The sequence below is a fragment of the Staphylococcus massiliensis genome (assembly GCF_043186315.1).
In the GTDB taxonomy this organism is placed as follows: Bacteria; Bacillota; Bacilli; order Staphylococcales; family Staphylococcaceae; genus Staphylococcus; species Staphylococcus massiliensis.
Genome location: NZ_CP171119.1, coordinates 1495841 through 1515725 on the forward strand (window position 1 = coordinate 1495841; position 19885 = coordinate 1515725).

Consider the following 19885-nt stretch of genomic DNA (forward strand, 5'->3'; position numbering starts at 1 on the left):
AGAAGAGGTTAGGGCGACATATCGCTCTAACCTCTTTTTTTGGCGTTTTATATGTAAGTTAAGATGCAGTTTTGGATAAAGTGTATCTTTTTATTTATTTTAATAAAAATTAAATATTATTGTTATATTATTAGACGCAATGTGGTATGCTTATTTCAAGGTGGTCGATGTTATGTATGTTTTATTAATTCTGTTAAGTTCATTGATGTTCAGCTTCTTATATCAACTATGCTTTGTAGTTGATCTTAAATTTAAATATTTCACATCGCGCTCTAAATGCGACGCATGTCGTTCAACGCTTAGAAAAAGAGATCTTATTCCCGTCGTTAGTTATCTCTTACTCAAAGGGCGAACGCATTGTTGTGATAAACCTTTATCACGCTTGTATTTAGTTGGTGAAATTTTAATAATTGCATGCATCACATTGCCATCTTACATTCAAGTTCATTTTCAAACTGAACTTTATTTACTCTTTATATTCTTTTTACTTGCACTTTCTATGTACGACATTCGATCACAAATGGTGCCTGACCATATGCTTATCTTATTGTCGATACTCATCATATATTTTTCTCCTTACGTTTTTGAAGACATTTTCATTAAAGTAAGTATTATTTTAGGATTACATATGCTTTATGCTATTAGTCGAGCATCTATTGGCTATGGTGATATTAAACTACTGTGTGTGCTTTTAATGGGGCTACCTCTATACGAATTTATGATGCTCTTTATGTTTACATTTATACTCGGTGGTATATTTGCCTTAATCTTAATGGCATTTAAGCGTCGTAAAATAAAAGGTGTGCCGTTAATTCCGTTTGTATTTGCTGCCTTCCTATTTTTGAACACTTACTTTGAAATGATTAATTTATACATCGGAGGTTAGTTTATGGGGAATTTAAATCAACTTGCATCTAATGAAAAGCCTAAAGAACGTTTTGTTTCCCAAGGCCCCAACAGTTTATCGAATAGTGAATTACTTGCCATTTTAATTAATACTGGACGAAAGGGCTTTTCAAGTGTGGAACTCGCCCAAGAAGTCGTAAAACATTCAAGAGATTTAAAACAACTCTCTAATGTAAGCTTACATGAATTACAAGCAATCAAAGGAATTGGCGCGCATAAGGCCATCGTATTAAAAGCCGCATTTGAATTAGGTCGACGTATGAACTCACAGTCTCTGAACGATAAGGTGTTTATTAAGTCACCTCATGACGTGTTAATGTATCTTGAAGGGAGAATGACTGACCTTGAACAAGAACATTTCGTAGCACTCTTCCTGAATAGTAAGAATCAAATCATCCATGAAAAAACCTTGTTTATAGGGACGTTAAACGCTTCGCTCGTTCATCCACGTGAAGTATTTAAAGAAGCTGTGAAATGTGCTGCGCATGCGATTATCGTCGCACATAATCATCCTTCAGGAGACCCTACGCCGTCTAAAGAAGATATTCGTACGACTAAACGTCTGTGTGAATGCGGTGTTGCGATAGGTATTGAATTGTTAGATCATATTATTATCGGTCAACAAAGATTTGTGAGTTTATCAGAAGAAGGCTATATAGATGGCGAAAATGCTTAGTTAATATACGTAAAATACAGTATAATAATGGTGTTTAGGAGGTACATCTATGAATTTCATCATATTGATCGCATTATTAACACCAGTATTCTACATTTACAAGCTACACCAACAAAATTTGACTTTAAATATCTCAAGGATTCGGAACACCTTGCTTATTTCGATGGTCTCGTTAACGATTGGTGTCCTCATCAAATGGTTTGTAATTGGTATCACTAAGTCCATTTTAATTCACATTTTAAGTGGGCTCATTGTGGGAGTCGTGTGGGCAGTACTTATTCTCATAACATACTTTTTCTTTACTAAGTTAAAGGCTATCAAATAAAATAGCGAGGCTGGGACATAAGTTGTGAAATAGAGCATTTGAGCTTTATTTCACACAATTCTCAAAACAGCTGACTCCTAGGGGAGTAGCATGAGACCGGAGACTACAGGCTCCGGCCATGCCCCAGGAAAGCATGCTGTTTAAGGGAATTGTAGTATTATGTCCCAGCCCCGTTTATAGATCGTATGTATCATTGTAATCGGTAAAGTGTTCTAAAATCACATCATTAAAGTTACACCTTGATAAACTAAATATAATACAAGTGCAAGAATGCATAGTTTAATTATAAATCGAAACACTTGTAGGCTAAATTTAAATAGAAGTACAACTAAAAAGATGACAATCAGTGCAATTAAGATGTTCATACGTTTCTCTCTCCTTTAAGTATATCTTATCTAAGCTGTATAAAGCTGTCATCAGTCTACAGTAAATTATATTATACGCCTAGAGTCCGATGTTACACAAATTTCCATTTGATATAATTTGGTTCGTTGAATAAAGGAGGGGGATAATATGCGATTTATATTTCGTATGATAAAAAATCTAATTGCCCTTGCTATAATCTTATTTGTGGTATATATCGCTTTAAATCACGCACCTTTTCTAAAAAAGCAACCATGGAATCCATTTAGTGACCAAAACACGGAACAAATGAACAATAATGGTGCACCGGTGCCTCAAAACGGTGTCAGTTATTCGCTTGAAGGTAATGAATTCTTTCAAAACGTACCATTAGGTCAAACTAAAAATGTATTTCAATGGTTAAATAAATCTGAATTTATGTCAGTAACAGGACTATCAGAAATGGGTTACGATGACGAATATATTGTAGGTAAGCGAGATTCGCAGTTTATTGTCTATAAGTTTGGTGAGGACCAAATACGTGTTTATGCGACAGAGCAAGAAATGACTCAAGATATGGAAAACCTTGGTCATTCTATAGAAATGAAACCTGCTGAAGCATATCAAAAATAGATTATTTGAAAGTTATTTCGAATTACGGTAACCTTTGTTTATAAAGAACTAAAAAGGTTTAGGTGATTTGAATGTCTGAAGATAAAGCACAACAAAGTAATGAACAAGCCAAAGCGCAAAACCTATTCGCTAAGTGGCGTCAAGACGAAGTACTTTATAAAGAAGACGAAGAAAAAGACAACAAAGAATCTGACGACAATGACAACGACAAAGAAGCATAAATTTAAATGTTTAGGGTAAGGCTTATAAGGTCTTACTCTTTTTTTGTACCATAATGATTTACGCATACCGCATAGACTTAACTGAATTTTATAACTTTCTCATCATACTACTTTATTTAGGCTAAATTGTAATATAAAATAATATAAGAACTTAAAAAATACATATTGTTAATAGAGGTGTTCGGTTTGTCTAATTTTTTGAAAAATAACAAACTCATCGTGTTTCTGTGTGGTTTGATATTATTTATTTCACTTATAGGATTATCTATCCGTTCTCAACATCAATCACCGGTAGAACAATATGCAGGCGATACGGTTTCGTTTGGACAACGGGCTTTTACATACCCTGCACATATTGTTACAGGTGCTATAGGTGATTTATTTAACTTTAAGGATGAACAACCAGAAGCCGATGACAAAGTTAAACAGCTAGAAGCGCAGAACCAAAGATTAGAGGCAGAGAATAAGAAGTACGAAAAAGAATTAGACATCAAAGATATATCGAAATATGAGCCTATTTCAGCGACTGTGTTAGCGCGTAACCCGGATCAATGGATGAACCGTATCGTAATCGATAAGGGTGAAAAAGCTGGCATTGATTCGAATATGGCTGTTATGACAGCTTCTGGATTAGTAGGTCGTATTTCAAAGGTTAACCAATACTCATCCCAGGTAGAAATGATCACGACTAAGTCACGTGCTGGTAAATTATCTGTAAATATCCAACATGAAGATGATAATGTGTTTGGTTTAATCGATCATTACGAAGAAGAATCCAATGAACTTGTGATTAGTGATATCGATAATAGTAAGAAAATTAAAGAAGGCGACAAAGTTGTAACAAGTGGTTTAGCAGACCAATTACCGAAAGGGCTTTTCATTGGTGAAGTAACTAAAGTTGAAAATGAGCAATATGGTTTATCTAAACAAGTTAGAGTTAAGCCTGCAGCAACGATGAAAGATTTAAATCACGTATACATTGCGAAGCGTGATCCTAAGTCAATTCCTTCAGAAGAAGAGCGTGGTGAGTAACCATGAGAGTGCTGTACTACGTTTTAATTGGTATCCTATTATTCTTTATAGATACGTTGCTTACGTTTTTATCACCAATTTTCATTTTCGGTCAAAAAATTGTATTTGCGCCGCATTTATTCTTTTTATTCCTCATGATTATTTCGGTGTATAAAGATGTGAGGTTCAGTCTTATCTTCGCCACATTCTTTGGAATCTTTATTGACCTGTACTTTGGTCAGCTTTATGGCTTGTATTTATTTGGCTATCTCATATTTGTGTTATTGGTTCACTATTTCGTAAAGGTCTTCTACAGAGATTACGAAATGCTATTTGCGTTGATATTAGCCTTAACATTTCTATTTGAACTCTTTATCTTTGCTGTGTACGCGATGGTAGGTCTGATAGATGTAAAACCTATAAGCTTTATCTTATATAGACTTATTCCAACATTTATCATGAATTTCATCTTGTTACTCATCATGTTCCCAATCGTGATGAAAGTTATAGAAAAAGTTCAATCAAAGATTGACAGACGTCATGCGTAATGTTATTATGCAGTAGTTGAGTAGTTCAATAGCTACGTACAACCGCTCGAAATCAGGTTTAAGTACACTTTTGTCACCTGTTTTTGGCGTGACTTATTATACAGGAGGTGCAAAGTATGTTTGCTATTATTGAAACAGGCGGTAAACAAATCAAAGTAGAAGAAGGTCAAGAAATCTACGTTGAGAAAGTAGATGCTAACGAAGGTGACGCTTTTACATTTGATAAAGTTTTATTCGTAGGTGGAGATTCAGTTAAAGTTGGTGCGCCAACAGTTGAAGGTGCAACAGTTACAGCGACAGTTAACAAACAAGGTCGCGGTAAGAAAATCACTGTATTCACTTACAAACGTAGAAAAGATTACAAACGTAAAAAAGGCCATCGTCAACCTTTCACTAAATTAACTATCGACAAAATCAACGCTTAATTATGATTACTGTTGATATATCTTTAAATGATGAAGGTCAAGTCACAGACGTGATTATGGATGGTCATGCTGATTTTGATGAGCATGGAAAGGACATCGTTTGTGCAGGCGCTTCAGCCGTATTATTCGGTAGTGTTAACGCAATTATTGGATTAACGAGTGAGAAACCAGATATCGATTATGAAGACGATGGTGGCTACTTCCATATAAGAAGTGTTGATACGAATAATAAAGAAGCTCAGTTGATATTACAAGCAATGTTGGTCTCATTACAGACTTTAGAAGACGAATACAAAGCATATATTAAACTAAATTATAAGTGAGGTGTAACTCATGCTAAAATTAAACTTACAATTTTTTGCATCGAAAAAAGGGGTAAGTTCTACAAAGAACGGTCGTGACTCTGAATCAAAACGTTTAGGTGCTAAACGTGCTGACGGTCAAGCTGTTAGAAGTGGTGGCATTATCTTCCGCCAACGTGGAACTAAGATTCACCCAGGTGAAAATGTAGGTCGCGGTGGCGATGATACATTATTCGCCAAGATTGATGGCGTTGTTAAATTCGAACGTAAAGGTCGTAACAAAAAGCAAGTTTCTGTATACGCAGTAGCTGAATAATTTGTTAAAGACATAAATCTTTTATAACGAAGTTAAGCTCGGAACAAATCCATTTTGTCCCGAGCTTTATTTTTGGCAAATAACGTATGAGTTACTACATTCATTTTGTAATTTTCTTGAAAATGATATAATTAAATAGATTATGTACGGAAATAGACAAGAAAGAGGTGACAACATGTTTGTCGATCAGGTAAAAATATTTTTAAAAGCTGGTGATGGAGGTAATGGTATCACTGCTTTTAGACGAGAAAAATACGTACCATTCGGTGGCCCAGCTGGTGGCGATGGTGGTAAAGGTGCTTCAGTTGTATTCGAAGTAGACGAAGGCCTACGTACACTTCTTGACTTTAGATATCAAAGACAATTTAAAGCTAAAAAAGGTGAGAACGGTCAAAGTAGTAACATGCATGGTAGAAATGCTGATGACCTCATTTTAAGAGTCCCACCAGGTACAATTATTAAACCAGTTGATTCCGATAACGTGTTAGCTGACCTAGTTGAACATGGTCAACAAGCTGTAATCGCTAAAGGTGGTCGTGGCGGACGCGGTAACTCTAGATTCGCATCACCTAAAAACCCTGCACCAGACTTCAGTGAGAATGGTGAACCAGGTGAAGAAATCGAAGTTACCCTAGAGTTAAAACTACTCGCTGACGTTGGTTTAGTCGGTTTCCCAAGCGTAGGTAAATCTACGTTACTTTCTATTGTGTCAAAAGCCAAGCCGAAAATCGGTGCGTACCACTTCACTACAATTAAACCTAATTTAGGTGTCGTTTCAACGAAAGATAGCCGTAGCTTTGTTATGGCTGACCTACCAGGTTTAATTGAAGGTGCTTCAACCGGCGTAGGTTTAGGTCATCAATTTTTAAGACACGTAGAGCGTACGAAAGTTATTGTTCATGTTATCGATATGAGTGGCATGGAAGGCCGCGAACCTTACCAAGACTATGTCACGATCAATAATGAACTTAAGGCTTATGAACAACGACTTGAAGATCGCCCTCAAATTATTGTTGCTAATAAAATGGATATTCCAGGCGCAGAAGAACAACTTGAAACGTTTAAGTCTCAAACTAAAGATCAAGACGTTAAGATTATTCCAGTTTCGTCATTTACACGAGAGAATATTGATGAACTCTTATACACGATTGCGGACACATTAGATTCCGTTAAAGACGTGGACTTTTCTAAAAAGGATGAAGATGATGTCGGTGTAAACCGAGTTGTTTATAAACACATTCCATCTAAAGATAAATTCAATATTACAAGAGACGACGATGGTGCTTATGTTGTAAGTGGTGATCAAATCGAACGTACATTCAAGATGACTGACTTTAACAGCGACCCAGCTGTACGCCGATTTGCGCGTCAAATGCGCTCAATGGGTATTGATGATGCGCTAAGAGAACGTGGTTGTGAAAATGGAGATATTGTACGCATACTTGGCGGAGAATTTGAATTCGTAGAATAAGAGGTGCTCAGATGAAGGAGAAAGATTATAAGAAATTTTACTTAATCAGAGAAGATGTTTTACCTGAATCTGTCATAAAAACGTTGCAGATTAAGGATGCTTTAAAAAAGGATAATCAGTTATCTATATTTGAAGCAGTTAAACAATTTAATCTTTCGCGTAGTGCTTTTTATAAGTATCGAGATACAATATTTCCTGTCGATGAGAAGACGGAGAAATCAAGAGAATTTACGTTAATCCTGTATGTAGATGATGTGATTGGTATGCTTGCTATGGTGATGGGTACGGTTTCAAGCTTAAAATTGTCTGTTCTTACCATTCATCAAAGCTTACCTATCGATCAAAAGGCGACAATCACATTGTCTTTAAATGCTAAAGGATCTCAATATTCTATTAATGAAATTATCAGTGCTTTAAAAGATATCGATAACGTTTCGAACGTAGAACTTATTGGAATGACGATGTAAGGAAGTGTGACGATGTATTCATATATTAAAGGAGAACTTACTAAGATTTATCCAACTCATGTAGTTATAGAGACTAGAGATGGCGTGGGCTATGAAATTCAAACACCGAACTCGTATCGATTTCAGCATCAATTAAACCAAGCTTTAACTTTATACACGTCGCTTGTCGTACGTGAGGATGCTCAACTTTTATATGGCTTCAAAAATGAAGAAGAAAAAGAGATGTTTTTAAGCCTAAATAAAGTTACTGGCATCGGGCCAAAGTCAGCGCTTGCTATACTTGCAAGTAGTACACCGGATGAAGTTAAACAAGCCATTGAAAATGAAAATGATCAATACTTAACAAAGTTCCCCGGAATTGGTAAGAAAACGGCACGTCAAATTGTATTAGATTTAAAAGGTAAGGTTAAAATTACTGATTTAGCTAAGCAAGATGTGTTACAAGTTGCATCACCTGATGAACAAAATAAAGTGGTTGACGAGGCAATTCTAGCGCTTGAAGCATTAGGTTATTCTAAGCGAGAGCTTAATAAGATTAAAAAGGCACTTCAAGCTTCTTCTATTGATAGTGTGGATGAAGCGGTTAAATACGGTCTTCAGCTCTTAATTTCATAATTTAAGGAGGTACGATAGAGATGGATGACAGAATGGTTGATCAAACGATGCATGGTGATGAATCAGAATTTGAATTATCTTTACGACCTCAATATTTGCGACAATATATCGGTCAATCTTCAATCAAGTCTAACTTAGAAGTATTTATCAAAGCCGCAAAGTTACGTGAAGAACCATTAGACCATGTACTCTTATTTGGACCTCCAGGCTTAGGTAAAACAACATTATCTTACATTATAGCGAATGAAATGGATGTTAATGTTCGTACAGTTTCTGGCCCGTCTATAGAACGTCCAGGTGATTTAGCAGCGATATTGTCAGGGTTACAACCTGGGGATGTTTTATTTATTGATGAAATTCATCGTTTAAGTAGCGTTGTTGAAGAAGTTTTATATCCTGCTATGGAAGACTTCTTTTTAGATATCGTTATTGGAAAGGGCGATGAAGCGAGAAGTATCCGTGTTGATTTACCACCATTTACTTTAGTCGGGGCTACAACACGTGCAGGAAGCTTAACTGGTCCGTTACGTGATCGTTTTGGTGTTCATTTACGTTTAGAATATTATAAAGAACACGAACTTAAAGAAATTATTACCCGCACTGCAGAAGTGCTTGGTACATCCATCGATGAAGAGAGTGCGCTTGAAGTTGCGAAACGAAGTCGTGGGACACCTCGTGTTGCGAATAGGCTTTTAAAGCGTGTGCGAGATTTCCAACAAGTTAATGGCGATGAACAAATTTATATCGAAACGACGAAACATGCGTTAAATTTACTTCAAGTAGATGATGAAGGTTTAGATTATATTGATCACAAAATGATGTCATGTATTATAGAACAGTATAAAGGTGGGCCAGTTGGTTTAGACACGATAGCTGTTTCTATCGGTGAAGAGCGCATTACGATTGAAGATGTGTATGAGCCTTTCTTAATTCAAAAAGGCTTCTTAGAGCGCACGCCACGTGGTAGAAAAGCAACACCTTATGCATACGACCACTTCAAGTATGATGAATAGAAAGAGGGAATGAAGTGAATATAGAAGAATTTAATTATGATTTACCTGAATCACTGATTGCACAAACGCCGCTTAAAAATCGTGATGAAAGTAGACTCTTGCATTTAAACCGACATACCGGTGACGTATCGCATCACACTTTTAAAGATATCATTTCCTTTTTAAAAGCTGGTGACACGCTTGTATTAAATGATACACGCGTGATGCCGGCGCGTCTTTTTGGTTTAAAAGAAGATACTTTGGCTAAAATTGAAATGTTAATGCTTACGCAAATTGAAGGTGATGATTGGGAAGTACTAATTAAACCTGCGAAACGTATTAAGGTAGGTCAGAAGGTTTCTTTTGGTGAAGGGAAAATTATTGCAGAATGCATTGAAGAACAAGCTCAAGGTGGACGTATCATGCGTCTATCATATGAAGGCATCTTACAAGAACGTCTAGATGAACTTGGTGAAATGCCATTACCACCTTATATTAAAGAGCGTTTAGATGAACGTGAGCGTTATCAAACGGTATACGCTAAAGAAGTAGGGTCTGCGGCAGCCCCTACAGCAGGACTTCATTTCACGACGCCTTTACTTGAAGCAATAAAAGCTAAAGGTGTTGACCTTGCTTATGTTACGTTACATGTTGGCTTAGGTACCTTTAGACCTGTGAGCGTAGATAACATTGATGACCACACGATGCATAGTGAGTTCTATCAAATGTCTGAAGAGACAGCCGCTTTATTAAACAAAACTAAAGCACGCGGCGGTCGTATTATTTCAGTAGGTACGACTTCTACGCGTACTCTTGAAACAATACGCGCTAAACATGACACGTTTGTATCCTCAAGTGGGTGGACGGATATATTTATTTATCCTGGCTATGAGTTTAAGGCGATTGATGGCCTGATTACGAATTTCCATTTACCTAAATCGACACTCGTCATGCTTGTTTCTGCATTTTCAACAAAGCAATACGTGTTGAATGCATATCAGGAAGCGGTAGAATCTAAATATCGATTCTTTAGTTTTGGAGATGCGATGATAATTATTTAATAATGAAAGGAAGGTTCATATGCCTGCAGTAACGTATGAACATATTAAAACTTGTAAGCAATCAGGTGCACGACTCGGTATCGTACATACACCGCACGGGTCTTTTGAAACACCAATGTTTATGCCGGTTGGAACAAAAGCAACGGTTAAAACGATGAGCCCTGAAGATCTTACAAATATGGAAGCGAAAATCATCCTAGGTAATACGTACCATCTATGGTTACAACCTGGTAATGATATCATTAAAAAAGCGGGTGGCTTACACAAGTTTATGAATTGGGACAAGCCGATCTTAACGGATTCAGGTGGCTTCCAAGTATTTAGTTTAAGTAACCTTCGCGAAATTAAAGAAGAAGGTGTTCATTTCAGACACCATGCGAATGGCTCTAAGTTATTCTTAAGTCCTGAAAAATCAATGGAAATTCAAAATGATTTAGGTTCAGACATTATGATGGCTTTTGATGAGTGCCCACCAATGCCTGCTGAGTATGAGTACGTTAAGAAATCAATAGAGCGCACTACGCGCTGGGCAGAACGTTGTTTAAAAGCGCATAAACGTCCTGAAGACCAAGCGTTATTTGGCATTATTCAAGGTGGCGAATATAAGGATTTACGTGAACAAAGTGCTAAAGAACTTGTGGCGTTAGATTTCCCAGGATACGCAATTGGTGGCTTATCAGTTGGTGAGCCAAAACCAGTGATGTATGATATGGTAGAACATACTGTGAAGTACATGTCTCATGATAAACCGCGTTATTTAATGGGTGTTGGGTCACCTGATGCGCTAATTGAGTGTAGTATACGAGGTATGGATATGTATGATTGCGTGTTACCAACGCGTATTGCTCGAAATGGTACATGTATGACATCAAATGGTCGCTTGGTTATTAAGAATGCGAAATTCCAAGATGATTTAAGACCGCTTGATGAAAACTGTGATTGTTATACATGTCGTAATTACTCTAGAGCTTACATTCGCCATTTAATTAAAGCTGAAGAAACGTTTGGTATACGATTAACTACTTATCATAATCTACATTTTCTGCTAAAATTAATGGAGAATATCAGACAAGCTATTAGAGATGATCGTTTGCTTGATTTCAAAGAAGAATTCTTTGAACAATATGGGCTCAATAAAGAGAACCCAAAAAACTTTTAGAATGGAGTATCATAAATGGGTAGTTTAATTTCTATTATTCCTTTTTTACTGCTTTTTGTTGTGATGTATTTCTTTATGATCAGACCTCAACAAAAACGTCAAAAAGAACACCGTGAAATGGTGAGTCAATTAGAAAAAGGTCAACGTGTTACAACAATTGGCGGTATTAAAGGTACAGTACGCGCAGTGGACGAAACAACTGCAGTTATTTCAATTAACGGACAAGGTACTGAAATGACTTTTGAAAAAGGTGCGATCAAACAAGTTGATCCATCTTAATTAAGATGTTTATAAGTGCTAGGGCAAATCTTATTTGGCGATGTATGAATTGTTTTTTAAGATTTTGTCCTAGTACTTTTTTATTCTTGAAATAGATTTTTATATTAAGTAATTTGTGGTAAAATGATGTGATGCAAAGAGTCATTTTCTCATCAATAAAAGCTCATCTTAAAGAGATAATAGAAAAGATGTATTGAAGGAGAAAATCAATGTATTTTTTGTATTATTTGCACAGTGCTCATACTTTCGAGTATGCTAGTCCCATAAGTTAATAATGAGGTGTTCATGTGAAAAAGAGTAGTAGAATTATTGCATTTTTATTGATTGTAACGTTACTCTTTGCAGGTATGGCGTTTACATATAAGAATGTAGTAAAAAATGTAAGTCTTGGTTTGGACTTACAAGGTGGATTTGAGGTACTTTATCAAGTTAAGCCTTTGTCAAAAGGTGATAAAGTAGACGATACTGCTGTTCAGTCGACAGCTAAGACCTTAGAAAACCGTGTCAACCAACTCGGTGTTTCTGAACCTAAGATTCAAGTTGAAAAACCGAACCGTATTCGTGTTCAACTTGCCGGTGTTAAAAACCAAAACGAAGCAAGGGATATCTTGTCATCTCAAGCTAATTTAACCATTCGTGATGCTGATGATAAGGTATTATTAAATGGTAATGACTTGGTTGAAGGCTCTGCGAAACAAGAGTTTAAACAGAACACGAATCAACCCGCTGTAACGTTTAAATTAAAAGATAGTGACAAATTTAGACAAGTTACAGAGAAGATTTCTAAAAAAGAAGAAAATGTGATGGTCGTTTGGCTAGACCATGAAAAAGGAGATACTTATCAGAAAGAAAAAGATAAGAAAGATCCTAAATACGTATCTGCAGCTTCTGTAGACAAACCAATTAACTCAGAAAATGTAGAAATTTCAGGTGGCTTTAACGGTGAAGAAGGCGTTAAGAAAGCTAAACGTATTGCTGACTTACTTAATGCAGGTTCACTTCCAGTTAAATTAGATGAAATTTACTCTACATCAGTTGGTGCTCAGTTCGGTCAAGATGCACTTAAAAAGACAGTATTCGCGTCATTAATTGGTATCGGACTTATCTTCTTATTTATGTTGTTCTTCTATCGCCTACCAGGCTTAATCGCGATTATCACGTTAACAACATATGTATACTTAACATTAGTCGCATTTAACTTTATCTCTGGTGTACTTACATTACCAGGTATTGCAGCGTTAGTACTTGGTGTTGGTATGGCAGTAGATGCGAACATCATCATGTACGAACGTATCAAAGATGAATTACGAATCGGTAGGACATTAAAACAAGCTTATAAACGTGCGAATAAGAGCTCCTTTATTACGATTATCGATGCCAACTTAACAACAGTACTTGCAGCAGGCGTACTTTTCGTATTCGGTGAAAGTTCAGTTAAAGGTTTCGCTACAATGTTATTATTAGCGATTCTGATGAGTTTCATAACAGCGGTGCTTTTAACACGTATTCTAATGTCACTACTTGTTTATTCAAACTTCTTCAAGAAAAAGCCAGGCCTGTTTGGTGTCAACAAGAAGTCACAACATGATATTGTTGAAGGATATGACATCCATGATTTAAAAACACCTTACGATAAAATTAACTTTATGAAACTTGCTAAACCATTATTTGCGCTTAGTGGTATCGTGATTTTAATCGGTGCTATTATCTTATTTATCTTCAAGTTAAATTTAGGCATTGATTTTACAAGTGGTACTCAAGTCAGCATGCAATCTGACAAAGCAATCAAACAAGATAAGATTGAGAAGCAAATGAAAGATCTTGATCTTAAACCTGATCAGCTTTCAGTGTCTGATGGTGAAAAGACCAACGTTAAAATGCAATTTAAGAAAGATTTAACGAAAGACGAAGAAGCTAAGATTAAATCTAAGATGAAAAAAGAATATGATGCAACGCCAACAGTAAGTAAGGTATCACCAGTAATTGGTCAAGAACTTGCTAAAAACGCACTCATGGCGTTACTTTACGCATCAATCGGTATGATTATCTACATCTCATTACGATTCGAATGGCGTATGGGTATCGCATCCATCATTTCTTTACTTCACGATGCGTTCATGATTATAGCTGTATTTAGTTTATTCAGATTAGAAGTTGATATTACATTCATTGCAGCTGTACTTACGATTATTGGTTATTCAATTAACGATACGATTGTAACGTTCGACAGGGTTCGTGAAAACTTACGTAAAGTTAAAGTCATTACGAAGGAAAAACAAATCGACGATATCGTTAACAGCTCAATTAGACAAACGATGACACGTTCAATTAGTACAGTTCTCACTGTAGTAATCGTAGTTATAACATTATTAATCTTTGGTGCTTCAAGTATCTTTAATTTCGCATTAGCGTTATTAATTGGCTTAATCTCAGGTGTCTTCTCATCTATCTTCATTGCCGTTCCATTATGGGGTATCATGAAAAAACGTCAACTTAAGAAGACAGATAATCATAAACTTGTCGTACACGAAGAAAAACGATCAAACGAAGAGAAAATTCTCGTTTAATAGATGCAATTTAGGAGTTAAGACATGTTAATGTCTTAGCTCCTTTTTTCTTGAAAAGGACTTTAAATATCTAGTTTGTCGTGCTAATTTAAAGTACTTACTTTTGATTTGGTGAATAGTTCGATATAATGACTTGTGGAAATGAGGAATTGATTATGATTAAATCTAAGTTTGTTTGGGATACAAAATTTACGGACAATCAAATACCTGATGAAGTGAGTACGTCATTAAACTTAACACCAATCGTTAAGAAAGTACTTGAAAGCAAACATATTACGGATGCTGATTCGATTAATGCTTTGTTCAAATCTAAAGATATAGACCACGCGCCAACTCTAATGAGTGATATGGACAAGGCTGTCGAACGCATTAACGAAGCGATAGAGTCCGATGAAAAGATACTCGTCTATGGTGACTATGATGCTGACGGTGTCACTTCAACAACGATTATGGTTAAAACTTTAAGTTCTTTAGGTGCTGAAGTGGGTTATTACATACCAAACCGTTTTACTGAAGGATATGGACCTAATAAAGATGCCTTTATGCAGGCTTATGAAGAAGGCGTAAACTTAATCATAACGGTCGATAACGGGATTCAAGGTCACGATGAAATTGACATGATTCAAGAATTAGGTGTAGATGTAATCGTTACAGATCACCATGAAATCGGTGAGACATTGCCAAATGCTTTTGCTATTGTGCACCCAATGCATGAATCATTTAATTATCCATTCAAGTATCTATGTGGAGCTGGTGTTGCTTATAAGGTTGCTCAAGCACTCATTGATCATCCACCTCAGTCCTTCTTAGCTTTAGCAGCAATAGGTACGATTGCGGACCTCGTATCATTAACCGATGAAAACCGTGCCATTGTGCAAAAGGGGCTTGAAGTACTGAATCAACATTGCCCTGTAGCTATTGAAGCGCTATTAAATCAAGCGAATTATAAGGATGATATCAACGAGGAAACGATTGGTTTTATTATAGGACCACGTTTAAATGCTGTAGGTCGATTAGATGATGCGAGTTTAGCGCTTGAATTACTTATGACTGAAGATATCGAAGAAGCAAGTTTTCTAGCAGAACAAGTGGATGCCTATAATGTTGAACGTAAAGATGTCGTCCAGTCTATTTATGATGAGGCTTCTGTTATTGCTGAAGAAAAGGTTCAGTCAGGCAGAAAGTTTATTCTGTTAGCCCAAGAAGGTTGGCATGAGGGCGTACTCGGAATTGTAGCCTCACGCATCGTTGAAATGTATAACTTACCTACGCTCATATTAAATATAGATATTGACCAAAACCACGCGAAAGGTTCAGCTAGAAGTATTGAACAAGTATCCATGTTTGATTGCTTATCAGAGAATCAATCGTTAATTTCTAAGTTTGGTGGTCACCACATGGCTGCCGGCATGACATTACCGATTGAGAACATTGATGAACTTGAAGCGGCATTAGACGCCTATGTTCAAAAGCTCAGTCAGCAATATGATTTATCACCAAAGAAAACCGTTGATATAGAGTTAGAAGAATCAGATATCACAGTGGAAAATATTCAAGATATCGAACGTTTACGTCCATTCGGAACAGATTTTAATGCACCACTTATACGTATTAATAATATTCGCATTCGTGATTCAAAAGCAATCGGACAAGAAAAGCGTCATCTTAAGTTAACGCTAGGTGAACGTTCTATTCAAGCACTATTTTGGAACCAAGGTCAACTGTCGCAAGAAATGATGACAGATGAGTCACTAAGCTTTATAGGTAAACTACAAGTTAACGAATGGAATGGTAATAAAAATCCTCAAGTCATCTTAGAAGATTTAAAAAGTGATCATATTCAAGTTCTCGATTATCGTAGTAAAAATAAAGTAAACCAGCTCAAACAAATTGAAGATGAACTCGCATTTTTCATTAACGATTCCGAAGACAAACTTGGTGACAACTATTACTACTATGGTGAAGCGATTGATAAGCAGTATGACAAATGCGTGTTTAGAGATTTACCGAATACGCTTGATGACTTTAAGGCAACGCTTAAATTAAACAATGTATCTCAAATCTATTTGATTTTAAAGCATCATCAATCCATTTACTTTGATGGTATGCCACATATGTCTAGCTTTAAAAATTGTTATAAAGCTATTTATGCGAAGAAGCGTGTGAACTTAGAAGATCAAGGCATGATGCTATGTGAGTATTTAAGAATTAAACCAAATGAATTGAAATTTATATTAAAAGTATTTCTCGAATTACAGTTTATTAAAGAGGAAAATGGTATAATTGAAATCGTTCCGTTAAATGAGAAAAAGGACATTCAATCGAGTAAGATTTATCAAAAAAGGGAACAACGCATAATGGTTGAGAAACACTTACTCTATCAGGATTTTGATTCATTAAAAAAATGGATATTAAATGAATTGGCATAAGTTTTAGGGAGGCACAAACATGGATTTAAAACAATATGTTTCAGAAGTACCGAATTGGCCTAAAGAGGGCGTCAACTTTAAGGATATCACTACAATTATGGATAACGGTGAGGCGTACGGTTATGCGACAGATCAAATCGTTAAGTATGCGAAAGAAAAAGAAGTAGATATTGTAGTTGGACCAGAAGCACGTGGTTTTATTATTGGTTGTCCAGTTGCCTACGCAATGGGTATTGGATTCGCACCTGTTCGTAAAGAAGGTAAACTTCCAAGAGAAGTTATCTCATATGAATATAATCTTGAATATGGTACGAATACGTTAACAATGCATAGAGATGCGATTAAACCAGGTCAACGTGTACTTATAACTGATGACTTACTTGCTACTGGCGGTACGATTGAAGCGGCCATTCACTTAGTTGAAGAACAAGGTGGTATTGTTGCGGGTATCGCATTCATTATAGAATTAAAATACTTAAACGGTATGGAGAAGATTAAGGACTATGACACAATGTGCTTAATCTCATACGAAGAAGAATAACAAATAATTTAACTGAGGCTGGGACATTATTTAAACAATAGAGCATAATTGCTTTATTTGTACATTTCCCGTAACAGCTGACTCCTAGGGGAGTAGCGTGAGTCCGGAGACTACAGGCTCCGGCCACGCCCCAGGAAAGCATGCTGTTTAAGGGAATTGGTTATTATGTCTTAGACCTCTTTTTTTACATATTTGAGTAATCAAACCGATAAGATTCCAAAAACAATTCAATAATAAAAGAAATTATTATATAATGTACTCAAAACAAGAAATCAGATTGGATAAAATCTATAAGTAAAATATATTTAATTCATTTTCGATTATAGAACTATTGAAACATGAACATTTAAATCTGTATAAACTTATAGTAAAATAGAAGAAATTAACTTTTCGTAGGGGGTGTCCTTTTGAATAATGAATATCCATACAGTGCTGATGAAGTATTGTATACAGCTAAAACATATTTAAGTAAGGAAGATTATGAATATGTTCTAAAGAGCTATCATATTGCATATGAGGCACATGAAGGGCAGTTCCGTAAGAACGGATTACCATTTATTATGCATCCAATCCAAGTAGCGGGTATATTAACTGAGATGCGCTTAGATGGTCCTACAATTGTAGCAGGGTTTTTACACGACGTAATTGAAGATACATCTTATACGTTTGATGATGTGAAAGGTATCTTCAATGAAGAAATCGCTAGAATTGTGGACGGTGTTACTAAACTTAAGAAAGTAAAATATCGCTCTAAAGAGGAGCAACAAGCTGAGAACCATCGTAAATTGTTTATCGCCATTGCGAAAGACGTTCGCGTTATCTTAGTTAAGCTTGCTGACCGCTTACATAATATGCGTACTTTAAAAGCAATGCCCCGTGAAAAGCAAGTGCGTATTTCTAAGGAAACTTTAGAAATATATGCGCCACTCGCTCATCGTTTAGGTATTAACACGATTAAGTGGGAGCTTGAAGATATTGCGTTACGTTACATTGATAACGTGCAATATTTTAGAATCGTCAATCTGATGAAAAAAAAGCGTAGTGAGCGTGAAGATTATATACAAAATGCGATTAAAAACATTCGCCAAGAAATGGATGTTATGTCGATTTCAGGAGACATTAGTGGACGTCCTAAGCATATTTATAGTATCTATCGCAAAATGATGAAGCAGAAGAAGCAGTTTGAACAAATATTTGATCTCTTAGCAGTACGCGTTATCGTGAATTCTATTAAAGATTGTTACGCGGTATTAGGCTTAGTGCACACGTTATGGAAACCCATGCCGGGGCGTTTCAAAGATTATATCGCGATGCCGAAACAGAATATGTATCAATCTTTACACACAACGGTAGTAGGTCCTAATGGCGACCCACTTGAAATTCAAATTCGTACATTTGAAATGCACGAAATTGCGGAACATGGTGTTGCAGCACATTGGGCTTACAAAGAAGGTAAGCAAATCACGAAAGAAGACGATGATTATCAAAAAAAATTAAGCTGGCTTAAAGAAATCGCTGAAACGGATAACACGACGTCTGATGCAGAAGAATTTATTGAGTCACTTAAATTCGATCTTCAAAGTGATAAAGTTTACGCGTTTACGCCTGAGAGTGACGTCATAGAGTTACCTTACGGCGCAGTACCTATAGACTTTGCTTATAATATTCATAGTGAAGTTGGTAATAAAATGATAGGTGCTAAAGTGAATGGTAAGATCGTGCCGATTGATTATGTCTTGAAAACTGGTGACATTGTTGAAATTCGTACGAGTAAACATTCTTACGGTCCGAGCCGCGACTGGTTAAAGATTGTGAAGTCTTCAAGTGCGAAGAGTAAAATACGTAGCTTTTTCAAAAAGCAAGACCGCTCATCAAACATTGAAAAAGGTAAATTTATGGTTGAAGCGGAAATTAAAGAACAAGGTTATCGTGTTGAAGATATTCTAACGGAAGCCAACATCGAAATTGTTAATGCGAAATACAACTTCTCGAATGAGGATGACTTATATGCTGCTGTCGGTTTCGGTGGTATCACGTCGTTACAAGTTGTGAATAAACTTTCTGAAAAGCAACGTATTATCGATAAGCAAAAGATGCTAAATGACGTTCAAGAAGTGAGTAAATCAATACCGATTAAGGATAGTATTACAACGGACACTGGTGTCTATGTTGAAGGGCTTGAAAATGTTTTAATTAAGCTGTCTAAATGTTGTAATCCAATACCTGGAGATGATATTCTAGGTTATATCACGAAAGGTCATGGTATCAAAGTTCATCGAAGTGATTGCCCGAATATTCGTAATGAAAAGGATCGTTTAATTGCGGTTGAATGGGTGAAATCTAAAGATGAAACACAGCGTTACCAAGTTGATCTTGAGGTTAACGCTTATGATCGTAATGGTCTTTTAAATGAAGTTTTACAAGCAGTGAATAGTACAACAAGCAATTTAGTTAAAGTTTCAGGTAAATCTGATATCGATAAAAATGCCGTTATTAACTTAAGTATAATGGTTAAAAATGTGAATGAAGTTTATAAAGTCGTAGATAGAATCAAACAACTTGGCGATGTTTACACCGTGACACGAGTATGGAATTAGGA

At 36.1% G+C, this 19885-nt stretch carries 22 protein-coding genes and 1 other annotated feature; of the genes, 21 read left to right on the forward strand and 1 reads right to left on the reverse strand.

What is annotated here, in order from left to right; genetic code table 11:
* Positions 1-172: 172 nt before the first annotated feature.
* From ACF3N8_RS07250 to ACF3N8_RS07260, 3 genes are read left to right on the forward strand one after another with little or no spacing between them, the layout of a single operon-like run.
* Entirely contained in the window at positions 173-886 is a 714-nt protein-coding gene (locus tag ACF3N8_RS07250; RefSeq protein ID WP_009381855.1) for an A24 family peptidase, read from the forward strand.
* Between the two features lie 3 nt (positions 887-889).
* Complete coding sequence (radC, locus tag ACF3N8_RS07255) at positions 890-1582, forward strand: DNA repair protein RadC (protein WP_238101939.1); 693 nt, start codon at positions 890-892, stop codon at positions 1580-1582.
* A gap of 49 nt (positions 1583-1631) precedes the next feature.
* Positions 1632-1907, forward strand: coding sequence for a hypothetical protein (locus ACF3N8_RS07260; RefSeq protein WP_009381853.1), 276 nt, complete (start codon positions 1632-1634; stop codon positions 1905-1907).
* Between the two features lie 218 nt (positions 1908-2125).
* Here ACF3N8_RS07260 and ACF3N8_RS07265 read toward each other — a convergent pair whose 3' ends face one another.
* Positions 2126-2272: a hypothetical protein gene (locus tag ACF3N8_RS07265; RefSeq protein WP_017176469.1), complete on the reverse strand. Its 147-nt coding sequence runs from the start codon at positions 2270-2272 to the stop codon at positions 2126-2128.
* 148 nt (positions 2273-2420) lie between these two features.
* Here ACF3N8_RS07265 and ACF3N8_RS07270 point away from each other — a divergent pair, with 148 nt between their 5' ends.
* From ACF3N8_RS07270 to ACF3N8_RS07355, 18 genes are all read left to right on the forward strand, one after another.
* Positions 2421-2882, forward strand: coding sequence for a DUF4930 family protein (locus ACF3N8_RS07270; RefSeq protein WP_392449791.1), 462 nt, complete (start codon positions 2421-2423; stop codon positions 2880-2882).
* Positions 2883-2953: 71 nt separating this feature from the next.
* A complete protein-coding gene (locus tag ACF3N8_RS07275) occupies positions 2954-3103 on the forward strand; it encodes a hypothetical protein (RefSeq protein WP_009381849.1) in 150 nt (49 codons plus the stop codon).
* A 186-nt stretch (positions 3104-3289) separates the two neighbouring features.
* Positions 3290-4135, forward strand: coding sequence for a rod shape-determining protein MreC (mreC, locus tag ACF3N8_RS07280; RefSeq protein ID WP_392449792.1), 846 nt, complete (start codon positions 3290-3292; stop codon positions 4133-4135).
* A gap of 2 nt (positions 4136-4137) precedes the next feature.
* The gene (mreD, locus tag ACF3N8_RS07285; RefSeq protein ID WP_238093351.1) at positions 4138-4662 is read left to right on the forward strand and encodes a rod shape-determining protein MreD; all 525 of its coding nucleotides are present in this window, start codon (positions 4138-4140) and stop codon (positions 4660-4662) included.
* 30 nt (positions 4663-4692) lie between these two features.
* Positions 4693-4766, forward strand: a sequence feature (ribosomal protein L21 leader region).
* 12 nt (positions 4767-4778) lie between these two features.
* Entirely contained in the window at positions 4779-5087 is a 309-nt protein-coding gene (gene rplU, locus ACF3N8_RS07290; protein ID WP_009382708.1) for a 50S ribosomal protein L21, read from the forward strand.
* 2 nt (positions 5088-5089) lie between these two features.
* Positions 5090-5410, forward strand: coding sequence for a ribosomal-processing cysteine protease Prp (locus tag ACF3N8_RS07295; RefSeq protein ID WP_017176471.1), 321 nt, complete (start codon positions 5090-5092; stop codon positions 5408-5410).
* A 10-nt stretch (positions 5411-5420) separates the two neighbouring features.
* Complete coding sequence (gene rpmA / locus ACF3N8_RS07300) at positions 5421-5705, forward strand: 50S ribosomal protein L27 (protein WP_009382703.1); 285 nt, start codon at positions 5421-5423, stop codon at positions 5703-5705.
* A 175-nt stretch (positions 5706-5880) separates the two neighbouring features.
* Entirely contained in the window at positions 5881-7176 is a 1296-nt protein-coding gene (gene obgE / locus ACF3N8_RS07305) for a GTPase ObgE (protein ID WP_009382701.1), read from the forward strand.
* Between the two features lie 11 nt (positions 7177-7187).
* Complete coding sequence (locus tag ACF3N8_RS07310; protein ID WP_009382699.1) at positions 7188-7643, forward strand: ACT domain-containing protein; 456 nt, start codon at positions 7188-7190, stop codon at positions 7641-7643.
* A gap of 12 nt (positions 7644-7655) precedes the next feature.
* A complete protein-coding gene (gene ruvA / locus ACF3N8_RS07315) occupies positions 7656-8258 on the forward strand; it encodes a Holliday junction branch migration protein RuvA (protein ID WP_009382696.1) in 603 nt (200 codons plus the stop codon).
* 20 nt (positions 8259-8278) lie between these two features.
* Positions 8279-9271 (forward strand): Holliday junction branch migration DNA helicase RuvB, encoded by a 993-nt coding sequence (gene ruvB / locus ACF3N8_RS07320; RefSeq protein ID WP_238093355.1) that lies wholly within the window; start codon positions 8279-8281, stop codon positions 9269-9271.
* 14 nt (positions 9272-9285) lie between these two features.
* Positions 9286-10311: a tRNA preQ1(34) S-adenosylmethionine ribosyltransferase-isomerase QueA gene (gene queA / locus ACF3N8_RS07325; RefSeq protein WP_238093356.1), complete on the forward strand. Its 1026-nt coding sequence runs from the start codon at positions 9286-9288 to the stop codon at positions 10309-10311.
* 19 nt (positions 10312-10330) lie between these two features.
* Positions 10331-11470, forward strand: coding sequence for a tRNA guanosine(34) transglycosylase Tgt (gene tgt / locus ACF3N8_RS07330; protein WP_392449793.1), 1140 nt, complete (start codon positions 10331-10333; stop codon positions 11468-11470).
* A gap of 15 nt (positions 11471-11485) precedes the next feature.
* Positions 11486-11749: a preprotein translocase subunit YajC gene (yajC, locus tag ACF3N8_RS07335; protein ID WP_009382666.1), complete on the forward strand. Its 264-nt coding sequence runs from the start codon at positions 11486-11488 to the stop codon at positions 11747-11749.
* 287 nt (positions 11750-12036) lie between these two features.
* A complete protein-coding gene (gene secDF / locus ACF3N8_RS07340; protein ID WP_238101941.1) occupies positions 12037-14316 on the forward strand; it encodes a protein translocase subunit SecDF in 2280 nt (759 codons plus the stop codon).
* Between the two features lie 155 nt (positions 14317-14471).
* The gene (gene recJ, locus ACF3N8_RS07345; protein ID WP_238093357.1) at positions 14472-16745 is read left to right on the forward strand and encodes a single-stranded-DNA-specific exonuclease RecJ; all 2274 of its coding nucleotides are present in this window, start codon (positions 14472-14474) and stop codon (positions 16743-16745) included.
* A gap of 19 nt (positions 16746-16764) precedes the next feature.
* Positions 16765-17286, forward strand: a complete 522-nt coding sequence (locus ACF3N8_RS07350; RefSeq protein WP_009382661.1) for an adenine phosphoribosyltransferase — start codon at positions 16765-16767, stop codon at positions 17284-17286.
* A gap of 407 nt (positions 17287-17693) precedes the next feature.
* Positions 17694-19883 carry a bifunctional (p)ppGpp synthetase/guanosine-3',5'-bis(diphosphate) 3'-pyrophosphohydrolase gene (locus tag ACF3N8_RS07355; RefSeq protein ID WP_238101942.1) on the forward strand — a complete coding sequence of 730 codons (2190 nt, stop codon included), beginning with the start codon at positions 17694-17696 and terminating at the stop codon, positions 19881-19883.
* Positions 19884-19885 lie beyond the last annotated feature (2 nt).